Source organism: uncultured Altererythrobacter sp. (assembly GCF_913057185.1).
GTDB classification, from domain to species: Bacteria; Pseudomonadota; Alphaproteobacteria; order Sphingomonadales; family Sphingomonadaceae; genus Erythrobacter; species Erythrobacter rubellus.
Genome location: NZ_CAJXNK010000001.1, coordinates 1,083,587 through 1,096,926 on the forward strand (window position 1 = coordinate 1,083,587; position 13,340 = coordinate 1,096,926).

The window sequence follows — 13,340 nt, forward strand, 5'->3', positions numbered from 1 at the left end:
AGAGGGGGACGGCATGTTGCGCCGCACAATTTGGCGCGCCTCTAGCCTAAGCTGCATCACTTAACAAGCAGGTGACGTAACGGAAGGTGTGTCTAGCACGCAACATAGGATGATTGCGTCGTCTATATGCCGCTGATTTACTTGTGCCTTGTTAATCACTTCCGTATTGAACAGGTCGAGATCGGTATAAAGCGTTCAAAATAAATGTCGCGCACCCCACCGGTCGCTTTTGAGAGGAGAACTCAATGAACTTTGATAAGACCGGCTTTGCCGGATCAACTCGCTTTGCCCTGATGAGCGGTGCAGCGGTCCTTGCGTTTGCCATGCCCGCCGCGGCCCACGCGCAAGACACAGCTGACGACGACACGAGTGTTGAAGATGAATTCAGCGGTGCACCCGTTATCGTAGTTACCGCGACAAAGCGTGAGCAGACACTTCAGGAAACCCCGATTTCGGTTTCTGTGACCTCAGGCGAAACGCTTGAAAATGCACAGATTCGTGACGTTCTCGATCTCCAGACGGTTACTCCATCGCTGCGCGTCAGCCAGCTTCAAACTTCGTCTGCATCAACTTTCATAATTCGCGGTTTCGGCAACGGCGATAACAACTTCGGCATTGAGCCATCGGTTGGCGTATTCATCGACGGTGTTTTCCGTTCGCGTTCAGCAGCCGCGCTGTCTGACCTTTCAAACGTTCAACGCATCGAAGTCCTGAACGGCCCGCAATCGACATTGTTCGGCAAAAACGCGTCGGCCGGTGTAATCTCGGTCATCACACGCGAACCGCAGTTTACATTCGGCGGCAGCGTTGAAGCCAGCTACGGCAATTTCAATGCAATCGTTCTGAAGGGCGATGTAACCGGTCCATTGACTGACAACATCGCATTTTCGATTGATGGCAGCTACAACAAGCGCGACGGCTATGCGACGATCGTCAACCTCGACGAAGAGCAGAACAATCGTGATCGCTGGGCGACTCGTGCACAGCTTTTGTTTGAGCCAACCCCTGACCTGCGCATTCGCGCAATCGCTGACTACTCGGAAATCGATGAAATTTGTTGCCAGGTGGCAACGCTCGTTTCGGGCCCTGTGACCGGTGCGATCAACGCGGTTGGTGGACAATTGAGCACGGACTTCTTCGGTTACGAAGCATTCCTGAACTTCGTGCCCAACAACGAAGTGAAGAACTACGGCGGCTCAATCCAGGCAGACTGGAACACTGGCCCCATCAGCGTCACGTCGATCACGTCTTATCGTGAGCTGGAAAATTTCTTCCTGTCAGACATCGACTACACAAGCGCCGACATCGCGACTGAAACGCGCGATCAGGCAGTTGAGACCTTTACGCAAGAACTCCGCATCGCGTCGGATTTCGACGGTCCGATCAACTTCCTGCTTGGCGGTTTCTACTTTGATGAGAAGATTAACCAAGACAGTGCGATCCCGAATGGCAGCCAGATCCGCAACGTATTTGAATTGCTCGCTGGCGGCAATCCAGTCGATGTTTTGACGGGTGCACCCAGCGTGTTTAACGGAGTAGAGGCTGCTCTCGGCCTGCCGCAGGAAAGCATTTTCCTCACGCCGTTGCTGACATCTGAAACGTTCAGCATGGATAACACGTCATGGTCGATTTTTGGTACGGTCGACTTTGAGCCTGTTGATGGCCTCGTGTTCACCGCGGGCTTCAACTACACAGACGATAAGAAAGACTTCGCGCTAAGCCAGACGTCTTTCGATCCGCTTGGTCAGGTTAATCTGGTTGACGCATTTATCGTTGGCGGAATTGCGCAAGCACTTATGGTTACGCCAGGCAGTGTCGATGCGGCAACTATTGCCGGATTTGCTTCGAATCCGGCGACAGCGCCGATTTTCCAGGCGATTACTGCTGCAGCGCTTGATCCAGCTCAGAACCCGCTTCTCGCGCTTCAAGCGTTTCAGTTCCAACCGCCGTTCCTTGCCATCCCGAATGCTGTCGAAGACGGCAAGACCCGCGATGACAAGCTGACGTATCTCTTCCGCGCTTCTTACGAGGTTACGCCGGAAGTCAATGTCTACGCCAGCTACGCAACCGGCTTCAAGGCAAGCTCTGTCAACCTGTCGCGTGACAGTCGCCCGCTCAATACAGACTTTACGGCTGGTCCGGGCGGCTCGACAATCCTTGCGCCATCTTCGCCAATCTTGAATGCAGGTCTGGCTGTTCCAAACCTGGTTTCAGGCTCGCGTTTCGCAGGTCCGGAAGAGGCGGAAGTCTACGAAATCGGTCTGAAGGCTTCAATCGAAGGCGTGAACTTCAACCTCGCGCTGTTTGACCAGAGTATCGAAGGGTTCCAAAGCTTTGCCTTCACCGGCACGGGCTTTGCGCTTCGGAACGCTGGTAAGCAGTCGGTTCGCGGTTTCGAGATGGACGTCAATATCCGTCCGACAGATGGCTTGGTCCTGACGTTTGCGGCAACGCACCTTGATCCGCTGTTTGACGATTTCCCCGGCAGCGTTCTGGGTGATCTGACAGGTGTACGTCCGGCCGGTATTCCTGCCTGGGCAATTGCCACTTCGGCAACTTACACGCATGAGTTTGGTCTGTCGGGCAACCGTCTGATTACCCGCGTGGATTACAACCACGAGAGCGACACACCGATCAACAACGGTCTGCCAACATTCGGCCCGAACAACTTCACGCGTGAAGTCAATCTGGTGAATGCGTCAATGACCTTTGCTATGGAGAACGGTATCGAAGTCGGCATCTGGGGCCGCAACCTGTTTGATGATCAGTACATTCTGACCATCTTCGATGGTGTGGCTCAGGCTGGTACTGTATCTGGCTACCCAAGTGCACCGCGCACCTATGGCGGCGTAGTACGCTTTAAGTTCTGATCACACGGACTTGGTTTGAGTTTAAGGGGGTCGGTGAAAACCGGCCCCTTTTTATCGATTTTGCAAGAATTGCCGGCACACTTCGCAAGGACATACAGTTCGAGGGAGTGTCACAATGAGCAACTATGCAGGTTTCTGGATACGCGTGGCCGCGCAATTTGTGATATATTCGGTGATGGGAATTAGCGTCTTCGGCGCGACGTCGCTCGACCCTGAGGCGAATGAAATCTTCACAACGACAATCGGGCTCGTGACTTATGCTTTGGTTATTGTCGGTTCGATTGCGTACTTCGTCTTGATGGAAAGCTCTTCCAAGCAAGGCACACTGGGCAAGATGGCGGTGGGCATCATCGTAACTGATACGAACGGCAACCGTATTACCTGGCTGCGTGCGCTTGGCCGTTACTTTGCCAAGATTCTGTCCGGAATAGTCTTGCTCATCGGCCACATCATGGTTGCCTTCACAGAGCGCAAGCAAGGCCTGCATGACATGATCTGCAGCACATTGGTGGTAAAGGGGCGCCCGGGCGAAGGCTCCGTCGACCCGACAGTATTTGACTGATTGATTGTTAGGAGCGGGCTCTGGCCCGCTCCTAGAGCTCTCTAAGCGCTTGGGCGGGTTTTGCTCTTAACAAGGGGAGCGACCCGCCTATTGCGAATGCCAGCACGAGGACCAATCCGATGCCGAGCACGCTGAGCACTTGCGTCCAGTCCGGCAGCCAGTCGAACTCAAACAGTTGGGTGATGACAAACCACGCGAGTGTTGACCCAAGCGCTAACGCCACAGCAGCCAGCAGTAGCGCCAGCAATCCATACTCCACGAGCTGCAGACCCAAAACTTGACGCCGGCTGGCGCCCATAACGCGCAGAACGACGGTGTCATAGGTACGCGAAGCACGCGCAGCCGCTATGGCGCCCATCAGCACAGCAAGACCAGCCAACACCGCCACAGAAGCCGCCGCAAGCGTCGCTGCGCCGACCTGTTCCAGAATTGTGCGAGCTTCGATCAGCACCTGACCGATTTCGATCACGGAACTTGAAGGGAAAGTTGCAACCATCTGGCGCAGCAGGGCGCCCGATTGACTGTCATCGGTCAGCTCGATTGTGGCTGCCAGATTGTGCGGAGCATCGGCAATGGCATTGCTGCTGAAGACCAGCGCATAGTTGAAGCCCATGCTCTCCCAATCGATGACGCGCAGGTTTGCAATGCGGACATCGCGCTCGATGCCCAACACGCCGATCGTGATGTAATCGCCTATTTCAAGCCCAGCCGCGCGCGCCGCGTCAGCCTCGATAGAGACGAGCGGTTCGCCGTCATAGCTTTCGTCCCACCACTCACCTTCAGCCAGTGAATTTCCTGGTGGTAGCGTGTCTGTATAGGTGAGGCCCCGCTCACCACGCAGGAACCAAGCGCCATCGGGTATTTTCTCGAGGTCTGCAACGCGGACCATGTCATCCTGTGGGCCAAATGCCAGCACAGAGCCGCGCAAGGCAGGTACTGTGCGGATCGTGGCTTCGCTGTCGAGATTGGTCACTAGATTGCGGAAATCGGCTTCGCCATCGCGCGGGATGTCGAGTACGAAATAGTCCGGCGCTTCTTGCGGCACGCGGCTTTCGATATTGCCGTTAATCGCGCTCTGGATGGCTGCAAGCAGGACGAAGGACGCCAGGCCAAAGCCCAGAGCCGTCACAAGCGCCCCTGTCGGCGCGCCCGGACGGTGCAGATTGGCGACTGCTGAACGCAGCAAAGGGTTGCTCGTGCGCGGTGCACGCCTAGCTGCCAATCGGATCGCAAATCCGATCAGGGCCAGCGCGATCAACGCGCCACCAGCACCGATCAGGAAGCCACCTGAAAGCATGGGTTGATTGGTTGTCAGCAAAGCCAGCGCGCAAATGGCGACGATGCCAAGGCCAGTCCAGACTAGAGCACGCAGATCGCGGGCGAGGGGGGAAACGCGTGCCCGCATCAGCGCCATCGCCGGAAACGTTTTTGCGCGCAGCAGCGGCGTTGCAGCAAAGGAGAACGCGACCAATAGGCCGTAAGCGCCGGCGAGCAAGAGAGGAGCGGGCTCGATCACAAACCCGCCTTCAACCGGCAGTAGGCCTTGGAGTGCCGTACCAAGCAGCGGGGTGACCAGAACGCCGGTGGCGATGCCTGCCAAGCTGCCGACAAGCGCCGCCGCGCCGATTTGCAGTGCGTAGATCTTTACAATGTCTCGGCTGGAAGCGCCAAGCACCTTGAATGTCGCGATGGAGTTGCGCCGAGCGTCAAGATAGCTCGAAACGCCGCCACCTATGCCGATTCCGGCGATTACCAGTGCGGCCAATCCGACCAGCGTCAGGAAATCGCTCATATTGCTAACAAACCGGTCTGCGCCGGGAGATGCGCGGTCACGATCACGGAAATCGAAGCCTGAATTGGGGAAACGCTCTTCCAGCTGTTCGCGCACTGCATCGGGTTCTTGCCTTCTGTCGAAGGCGATGCGGTATTTGCTTTCATACAGCGCGCCGGGCGCGATCAGGCCCGCACGCAGTGGATAATCCGCAGCGACAATGATAGGCGACCCTAGCTGGAAGCCTTCCGATAAACGGTCCGGCTCGTTCGCGATCACACCGGCAGCGGTCAAAGTACCTGTGCCAACGCGGAATGATTCGCCCAATTTGATGTCGAGCCGGTCCAGCGCGCCTTGGCCAAGCCATGCTTCGCCAGCGGCGGGGGCGCCCACTTCGCGCCCATCTGCCAAAGTAAGTACACCATACAGCGGCCAGCGTTCATCGACGGCTTTCAGTTGCACTGGCGCTGCTGCGTCATCGGTACTCGCCATGGCTTGCATTCGCGTGCCGCCCGATAGCGTGCCGTACTGACCCAGCCCCGTCTTCTCTTCGTCGGTCAGATCGCGCTGCCAGACTTCGACTTCCAGATCGCCGCCGAGCAGCTCCTGCCCGCGATTGGCCAGTTCCCGCTCGATCGCAGCTGTCAGCGTTCCTATCGCAGCAAGCGCCGCCGTACCCAGAAATATGCACACCAGCAGCAGGCGTAGGCCCTTGAAGCGCGCATTGAGATCGCGCTTGGCTATGCGCCAGGCCATCGCCCAGCTCATCGGAGTGGCAGATGCGGCGGTCATGCTGCTGTGCTGGCAGAGGCGGTGTCAGAAACGATCACGCCGTCTGCCATCGTGACCACGCGCTCACACCGCTCAGCCAGTGCGCGATCATGCGTGATCATTAACAGTGTCGCGCCGGTCTCTGCGCGGCGTGCGAACAGCAATTCGATGATGTCTTGCCCGGTTGTCGCGTCCAGATTGCCGGTCGGCTCGTCGGCAAAGATCAGCTGCGGGCGTGGCGCGATCGCGCGCGCAATCGCTACGCGCTGTTGCTCTCCGCCGGAAAGCTGGGTTGGATAGTGGTGCAGCCGGTGGCCCAGACCGACAGAGGTAAGCTCCGCTTCGGCGCGAGCCGTTGCGCCTTCGGTGCCAGCCAATTCCATCGGCGTGGCAACATTTTCAGCGGCTGTCATGGTTGGCAGCAAGTGAAACGCCTGAAGTACAATGCCGATGCGGCCACGGCGGGCCTGCGCCAGCGCATCTTCATCCATGCTGGTGAAGTCTTCACCTGCCACGATCAGGTTGCCGCCACTGGCGCGCTCCAGTCCGGAAAGCACCGCCATCAGCGAGCTTTTGCCAGAACCGGATGCGCCGAGCAGCGCGACGATCTCTCCTTGCGCAACGTCAAGGTCGATCCCGCGCAGGATTTCAACCGGCGCGGCACTGCTGCCCAGCGTTAGAGTGAGATTTCGGGCGGAAATTGCGAGAGGGGGCTTGGTCACAGGGTTCGCATTCGCATAGGGGTTACATCCGCACAAGGAGACTCGCAGATGCAAAAAGGCGTTTGGTCGATCATACTGGCCCTTTCACTGGCGGCCTGCAGCAGCGAAGTGCCTGCTGAGGGGCCAGCAAGCACGGGTTCGGACACCAATGTTGCAGAGGCGCCTCCGGTTCCCGTCATGGGCCCTGAAATGGATATTGTCGCGTTCGGCAACAGCCTGTTCGCGGGCTACAATGTCGACAAGGAAGATAGCTATCCCTCGAAATTGCAGAATGCATTGCGGGCGAGGGGCGTAAATGCGCGCGTGTCCAACGCCGGCATTTCGGGCGATACGAGCGCGGCTGGATTGCAGCGCTTTGCTTTTACACTGGACGCGCAGGACTATGAGCCCGAGCTAGTGATCATTGAGCTGGGCGGAAACGACTTGCTGCGCGGACTTTCGCCGGATCAAACGCGAGCGAACATTGCCGCGATGATCGAGAAAGCTCAGCGACGCGGCATTCAGGTGCTGCTGATGGGAATGCGTGCGCCGCCAAACTATGGCCCTGAATATCAGGCTGAATTCGATGCACTTTATAGCGATCTTGCGCGCGAATATGGCACTGCGCTGATCCCGTTCTGGCTGGAATCGATCTATCAGGATCCGACGTTGTTTCAGTCTGACCGCATTCATCCGACTGAGATCGGGATTGAGCGGCTTGTGGGGGCGACAGTCGAGCAAGTGCAGGGCGCCTTGCCTGACGATGAAGGCTAGACTCGCTCCACTGTTCCGCCGCTAACCAGCCACACAGCGGCTTCTTCGAGAATATCCTCAAACGGGCCGGCCTCCGTCCCGGTCAGCCAGACTTGCGCTTTGCCCATCCGCAGACGCTCGAACAGCGCGGCCCGCCGGACAGGGTCCAGATGTGCGGCGACCTCATCGAGCAACAGGACGCCGGGGCGCCCCTCCGCTGCCAGCACGGCATGCGCCAGTGTCAGCGCGATCAGCATCGCTTTCTGCTCGCCAGTTGAGCAGGACGCGGCGGCTTGACCGCTGCCAGTCATCACCACGTCCAATTCGTCGCGATGCGGACCGGTGAGGGTGCGTCCCGCCGCACGGTCTCGCCCTCGGGTGCGGGCCAGTTCTGCGCGCAGTTCCTCGCGCCCGGCCGGGCCGCCGGGCAGATAGGTCAGGTTTGGTTTGGCAAAAGGGGCGTCGGGCAGGGCGGTAAGTTCGTCCGTCAGCGTTGCCACCAGTTCCGCGCGATTGGCGCTGATGGCTGCACCATACTCGGCGACCTGCGCTTCGATTGCGTCGAGCCAAGTTGCCTCGCGGTTCTCCTCCAACAGCTTGTTCCGCTCGCGCAGAGCGGTTTCATAGCGTGAGACATGGCGAGCGTGATCTGGCCGCAATGCAAGCGCCAACCGGTCCAGATAACGCCGCCGTGCGCCCGCGCTGTCCATGAACAACCCGTCCATCGCCGGGGTCAGCCATCCGATTGCGAGCCATTCGCTTAAGGACTGCGCGCTTGTCTCTGCGCCGTTGATACGGACCAGGCGGCGTCCGGGACGATCTGCTTCAACATAGGTGCCGAGCCGCGCGCTTTCGTGCCCTTGCTCGATCAGGCTGGCGCCGATCTGGAAACCGCCTTCCCCTTGCTGCCCGGGCAAGTCTGACAGTGGCGCACGCCGCAATCCGCGGCCGGGGGCAAGCAGAGAGATCGCCTCAAGGATATTGGTTTTGCCCGCGCCGTTTTCTCCCCACAACAGGTTGAGTTGCGCTGTCCCGCGCAGCTCGGTCTGGCGGTGGTTGCGAAAATGGGAAAGGGCGATGCGATCAAGCGCCATATTACATTGCATCGCTTAGCATTTCGCCGCGAATTGACCATCGTGCAGCACTAAGAAATCACCAATCCCGAATGTTGGGAAAAATCACATCGCGGAGATACCGCCATCCAGCTTTATCTCAGCGCCTGTCATGAAGCGGCTTTCATCGCTTGCCAGATAGACCACTGCGTTGGCGATATCGTTGGGTTCGCCGACGAACTTCAACGGGATCTGACGCGCCAGCTTTTCCAGCAAAACATCCTTGTCGAGGCTATGTGCCTTTGCTGTCCCGTCCAGGATCGGCGTGTCGACAAAAGTCGGGTGGATGGAATTGCTGCGGATCTGCATATTGTTCTTGGCGCAATGCAGCGCGATCGATTTGGACAGCATCCAAACGGCCGCTTTTGACGCGTTGTAGGCCGGCATCGTGTCGCTGGCGATCAAGCCGGCAATCGAGCTGATGTTGATGATAGAGCCGGGCGCATGTTCGCGCATGAGCGGCAAGGCCTTCTGGCAGCCGTGAAAAATCGAATCGACATTGACGGAAAAGCAGCGCTGCCAGTCTTCGAACTTGCAGGTCTCGATATTGCCGGCAACGCCGATGCCGGCATTGTTGACGAGGACATTCAATCCGCCAAGTTCTGCATCTGCCGTTTCGATCGCGCGCTCCCAATGATCGGGATTGGTTACGTCATGCTGGATGCCATATGCGTGGCCGGCACCCATTTCTTCGACAATTGAAGCAGCGGTCGCCTGCGCACCGTCACCATTGATATCGGTACAAAGAACGCGCGCGCCTTCTTCTGCTAGCCGCCTCGCATGCGCAGCGCCAAGGCCTTGCGCCGCGCCAGTCACCAAAGCGAGCTTGCCCGCACATCTTCCAGCCATTTGTTTCAATCCTCTCTGATAAGTCCGGTCGCAGCCATCAACATGGCGATACGTACATCCACACCGTGGCCCTTTGCGCGCCAATCTGCAACGAATTGCGGCAGGTCACGCAAGTTTACGCGGTGCACCGTGATGTCTTCACTGGCGGTTCCGCCACCCTCGCTCACTTTCGTAAGACCATGCGCGCGCAACAGAGTGAAACTTTCAGAGACCATGCCGGGGCTGGAGTAAAACTCGCCCAGATTCTCCATGCGTTCCGCGCGATAACCGGTTTCCTCTTCCAACTCGCGCTTGGCAGCGTCTTCGGCCAATTCGCCTGCTTTGCCTTCGTCGTCTCCGATCAGGCCAGCTGGGATTTCCAGGCATATCTTGCCTAGCGGTACGCGATACTGCTCGACCAAGATCACGTGGCCGTCATCTATCGCGATGATCGCAGCGGCACGAATGCCTCGGGTGCGGGCAACATATTCCCAGCGGCCGCGGGTCTTGGTGGTGATGAATTTGCCCTGCCACTCGATGTTTTCGGGCTTGCTCGCGTCTGGATCGCTCATGGAGCGGGGTCTTAAACTTCAATCAATCGATCAGGCAACTCGTTCTGGTCATCTTCATCGCGCGGGAATTGTTGGGCGAGCACCTCACCAATGTCGCGAACGCCCGCTGCCATTCCTTCTGCGATGCAACCGCGTTTGATCTGCTCAAGCATGTCCGCCATCGCATCGCCCAGACATCGCGCTTTTTGAGCTGATCACTTCCCATTAAGCTGAATGCGCCTATATAGGGCGCGTCGGTTTCGGCCGACTATGACGATAAATTGCGGCGTGCAATAGGCACAACGGACCCGGGGGCAGTACCCGGCGGCTCCACCATAAAGCCCTGAAATCAGGGTGTTCTGACGGGGCCGAACTAGGATCGACGTGTGTTGAAAAGCGTTGTTTTCGTCCGGGTTGAGAAACCCCGTTAAAGGCTCATTACACACAAGTGCCAATGATAATGAAGCACTCGCAGTTGCAGCGTAATTTTAAGGCCTAACGGTCTGAATTTACAAAGCTAAAGCGCGGTTGGACCCACCGGGCAACAGAAGCGGATTCCGGGGGCCCGGGGGGGCCTAGCAACAGAACCCCCCACCTGTTCCCATTACCATTCCAACTCTCGGCCTCTTCATGGCCTTGCCAAGTTTTGAAAACTGCTCCAGTTTCATTTCGGGATTGATGGCGCTGAGCTGTGTTCAAGCGCCGGGAGAGGATCACAATGAAGAAGCTATTTGCCGTCACGGCGTTGTCATTCGCGCTTGCTGCATGTTCTGCTCAGGAATCTGCCGATGAAATGCCGCTGGGCGACCCGGGCTATGAAGAAGTGCTTATGGCGCAACTGCTTGATGCGCAGCCGGGCGATGTCATCACGATCCCCGAAGGCAAATTTCCGATAACGCGCAGCCTCAGCCTGACGGTCGACGGCGTGACCATTCGCGGTGCCGGCATGGATAAGTCGATCCTTTCATTCAAAGGGCAGGTATCTGGCGCGGAAGGGCTGCTCGTTACCGCGTCCGACTTTACAATCGAAGGGCTGGCGATCGAAGACACGATCGGAGATGCGCTGAAAATCAGTGAAGGCAACAACATTACGATCCGCGGTGTGCGCACTGAATGGACTGATGGCTACAAGACCGAAAACGGGGCTTACGGCATTTATCCCGTGCAGACGACCAATGTGCTGATGGAAGACAATGTCGCAATCGGCGCGTCAGACGCAGGCATCTATGTCGGACAGTCCGCCAATGTCATCGTGCGCCGCAACCGCGCGGAATGGAACGTCGCCGGGATTGAGATCGAAAATACTGTCGATGCCGATGTCTACGAAAATGTCGCGACTAATAACACCGGCGGTATCCTGGTGTTCAACATGCCCAACCTGCCCCAGCTGGGAGAGCGCACCCGCGTGTTCAACAATCGGGTGGTGGACAACAACACAGAGAACTTCGGCCATGAAGGCACCCCAGTGGCCAGTGTGCCTGCTGGCTCTGGCATCGTCATCACCTCCAACGACAAGGTTGAAGTGTTCGATAACGAAATCAGGAATAACCAGACCGCCAATATCATCATCTCAAGTGTCTTTTCGACCAATTATTCCGGCCTCAGCGCTCAGCCGAACTACGATCCATATCCTGAAGGCATCTACATCTACGGCAACACGCTGGAAGGCGGGGGCGATTCGCCTGACGGGCTCGATCTCAAGGCTCTAAAGACCATGATGTTCGGCATTAACGGCAGCTTCCCTGACGTGCTGTGGGATGGCTTCGTCAATCCGGACAAGGTGGTGAATGGCAAACTGCCGGTGGATCAGCGGATCTGCATTGAGGATAGCAGCGTGGGAATCATCAATGTCGATGGCCCGAATGAATTCGCCAATCCCAATACCGAAGATGCCGATCACCGGTGCACACTGCCCAAGCTTCCTGGTGTCAAGTTAGAGAACGCTGACGCATGATCGAGACAATGCGTGCTGGATTGCTGGCAGCGGCGGCTGGCGCGGCTCTGGCGCTGTCTGCGTGCGGAGAGACCACGCAGGGCGGGCCGGATGTAATTGCGTCGACTGTGCCGGTTTTCCACGCCGAGGGGCGACCTGAGAAGCTGAGCGAGTGGAACCTGTTGCGGGTTGCGGATGGCGGATTGGTACTGAACGACCGCGTGACCGCTTATGATCTTAATTCCTCACTCTTCACCGACTACACACACAAGTTGCGCACGGTGTGGCTGCCCGCTGGCGAGGCGGCGAAATACGATGGCGAAGAGACATTCGACTTCCCGGTTGGCACGGTCATCTCGAAGACGTTCTATTACCCGCGCGAAGGCGACGCGGTTCTGCTGGCGGATGACACGACTGCCAAGCGTTTGAACAGCGGCTTTGCGCTGGCCGATGTGCGGCTGATCGAAACGCGTTTGCTCGTCCGGCGAGAGGCAGGGTGGGAAGCGCTGCCCTATGTCTGGAATGCGGAGCAAACAGACGCGGTGCTCAAGCGCACCGGCGACGCGCAGACGTTGACGCTAACCAGCGGAGACGGTTCTTCGAGCGAGTTTACATACATCGTGCCCAACGCGAACCAGTGTGCCGGTTGTCATGCGACCAATGCGACGACGCGCGAAGTGATGCCGATTGGCCCCAAGGCTCGGCATCTCAACCGCGATTTTTCTTATGCGGAAGGTGCGGAAAACCAGCTGGCTGAATGGAGCAGGCTAGGCCTGCTGTCCGGCGCGCCGGAACCGGGCGAAGCGCCGCGAAACGCGGTTTGGAGCGATGCGAGTCTGTCATTGGAGAGCCGCGCGCGCGCCTATCTCGATATCAATTGCGCACATTGCCATAATCGCGTGGGTCCGGCGGACACATCAGGCCTGCTGCTGGAGCATGATGCGCCGGTCGGCCCTTCGTTGGGCCTGTGCAAACTGCCGATTGCAGCAGGGAAGGGCACAGGCGGGCGTCTGTTCGGGATTGTGCCGGGCAAGGCCGATCAATCGATCTTCACTTACCGGATGGAATCGACCGACCCTTCGATCATGATGCCCGAACTGGGGCGTTCCCTATCGCATGCAGAGGGCACGCAACTGATTGCAGAGTGGATCGCGGCGATGGACGGGAGCTGCGCTTAGGCGCTATTCGTGTACAGAGGTTTCTGCCGCTTCGGCTGCGCGCTTTTCCTGCTCGTATGTGATCGCATCGAGGATCTTCGCGCCGCCCAGGAACACCGCGCCGGCAGTGGCTGCCCACAACAGATAACCGCCAAAACCGGGATATTCGAGCGTGTAATGCACGCCGCGAGTCATTGCGCCAAGGGCCAACGCATAGATGATCAGATACGCTTCCCAGCGCGTCTTGATCACAAACAGCCGGCCAATCTTGCGCAGCATGCGGTTCCTTTCGCCTTCCAACCGCAGACAGCGACTGGTGAATGAAAGGTTA

At 58.0% G+C, this 13,340-nt stretch carries 12 protein-coding genes and 1 other RNA gene; 6 read left to right on the forward strand and 7 right to left on the reverse strand.

The window, feature by feature from the left end; all coding sequences use genetic code 11:
* Positions 1-245 precede the first annotated feature (245 nt).
* Entirely contained in the window at positions 246-2,870 is a 2,625-nt protein-coding gene (locus QZ487_RS05415) for a TonB-dependent receptor (protein WP_296023681.1), read from the forward strand.
* A gap of 115 nt (positions 2,871-2,985) precedes the next feature.
* Positions 2,986-3,432, forward strand: a complete 447-nt coding sequence (locus QZ487_RS05420) for an RDD family protein (RefSeq protein ID WP_296023682.1) — start codon at positions 2,986-2,988, stop codon at positions 3,430-3,432.
* Between the two features lie 31 nt (positions 3,433-3,463).
* Here QZ487_RS05420 and QZ487_RS05425 read toward each other — a convergent pair whose 3' ends face one another.
* Positions 3,464-5,995 carry an FtsX-like permease family protein gene (locus tag QZ487_RS05425; RefSeq protein ID WP_296023684.1) on the reverse strand — a complete coding sequence of 844 codons (2,532 nt, stop codon included), beginning with the start codon at positions 5,993-5,995 and terminating at the stop codon, positions 3,464-3,466.
* A complete protein-coding gene (locus tag QZ487_RS05430) occupies positions 5,992-6,696 on the reverse strand; it encodes an ABC transporter ATP-binding protein (protein ID WP_285976740.1) in 705 nt (234 codons plus the stop codon). Before QZ487_RS05430 ends, QZ487_RS05425 begins: the two co-directional genes overlap by 4 nt.
* Before the next feature lie 48 nt (positions 6,697-6,744).
* Here QZ487_RS05430 and QZ487_RS05435 point away from each other — a divergent pair, with 48 nt between their 5' ends.
* Positions 6,745-7,449 carry an arylesterase gene (locus QZ487_RS05435; protein ID WP_296023685.1) on the forward strand — a complete coding sequence of 235 codons (705 nt, stop codon included), beginning with the start codon at positions 6,745-6,747 and terminating at the stop codon, positions 7,447-7,449.
* Here QZ487_RS05435 and recF read toward each other — a convergent pair.
* The 4 genes from recF to QZ487_RS05455 all read right to left on the reverse strand — a co-directional run bounded on the left by recF (position 7,446) and on the right by QZ487_RS05455 (position 10,101).
* Positions 7,446-8,522, reverse strand: a complete 1,077-nt coding sequence (gene recF / locus QZ487_RS05440) for a DNA replication/repair protein RecF (RefSeq protein WP_296023686.1) — start codon at positions 8,520-8,522, stop codon at positions 7,446-7,448. The two genes, QZ487_RS05435 and recF, sit on opposite strands and share 4 nt — an antisense overlap.
* Positions 8,523-8,606: 84 nt before the next feature.
* Positions 8,607-9,389: an SDR family oxidoreductase gene (locus QZ487_RS05445; RefSeq protein ID WP_296023688.1), complete on the reverse strand. Its 783-nt coding sequence runs from the start codon at positions 9,387-9,389 to the stop codon at positions 8,607-8,609.
* Between the two features lie 5 nt (positions 9,390-9,394).
* Positions 9,395-9,940 (reverse strand): NUDIX hydrolase, encoded by a 546-nt coding sequence (locus tag QZ487_RS05450; RefSeq protein WP_296023689.1) that lies wholly within the window; start codon positions 9,938-9,940, stop codon positions 9,395-9,397.
* Between the two features lie 11 nt (positions 9,941-9,951).
* On the reverse strand, positions 9,952-10,101 hold the full coding sequence (locus QZ487_RS05455; RefSeq protein ID WP_296023690.1) for a hypothetical protein: 150 nt from the start codon (positions 10,099-10,101) through the stop codon (positions 9,952-9,954).
* A 33-nt stretch (positions 10,102-10,134) separates the two neighbouring features.
* Here QZ487_RS05455 and ssrA point away from each other — a divergent pair.
* The 3 genes from ssrA (at position 10,135) to QZ487_RS05470 (ending at position 13,030) form a co-directional block, all read left to right on the forward strand.
* Positions 10,135-10,479, forward strand: a transfer-messenger RNA (tmRNA) gene (gene ssrA, locus QZ487_RS05460).
* A gap of 158 nt (positions 10,480-10,637) precedes the next feature.
* Positions 10,638-11,873 carry a parallel beta-helix domain-containing protein gene (locus tag QZ487_RS05465; RefSeq protein ID WP_296023691.1) on the forward strand — a complete coding sequence of 412 codons (1,236 nt, stop codon included), beginning with the start codon at positions 10,638-10,640 and terminating at the stop codon, positions 11,871-11,873.
* Complete coding sequence (locus tag QZ487_RS05470; RefSeq protein WP_296023693.1) at positions 11,870-13,030, forward strand: SO2930 family diheme c-type cytochrome; 1,161 nt, start codon at positions 11,870-11,872, stop codon at positions 13,028-13,030. The genes QZ487_RS05465 and QZ487_RS05470 overlap by 4 nt, the downstream gene beginning before the upstream one ends.
* A 3-nt stretch (positions 13,031-13,033) precedes the next feature.
* On the opposite strand, the gene QZ487_RS05475 is transcribed toward QZ487_RS05470, so the two are convergent.
* On the reverse strand, positions 13,034-13,288 hold the full coding sequence (locus tag QZ487_RS05475; protein WP_285976750.1) for a hypothetical protein: 255 nt from the start codon (positions 13,286-13,288) through the stop codon (positions 13,034-13,036).
* Positions 13,289-13,340 lie beyond the last annotated feature (52 nt).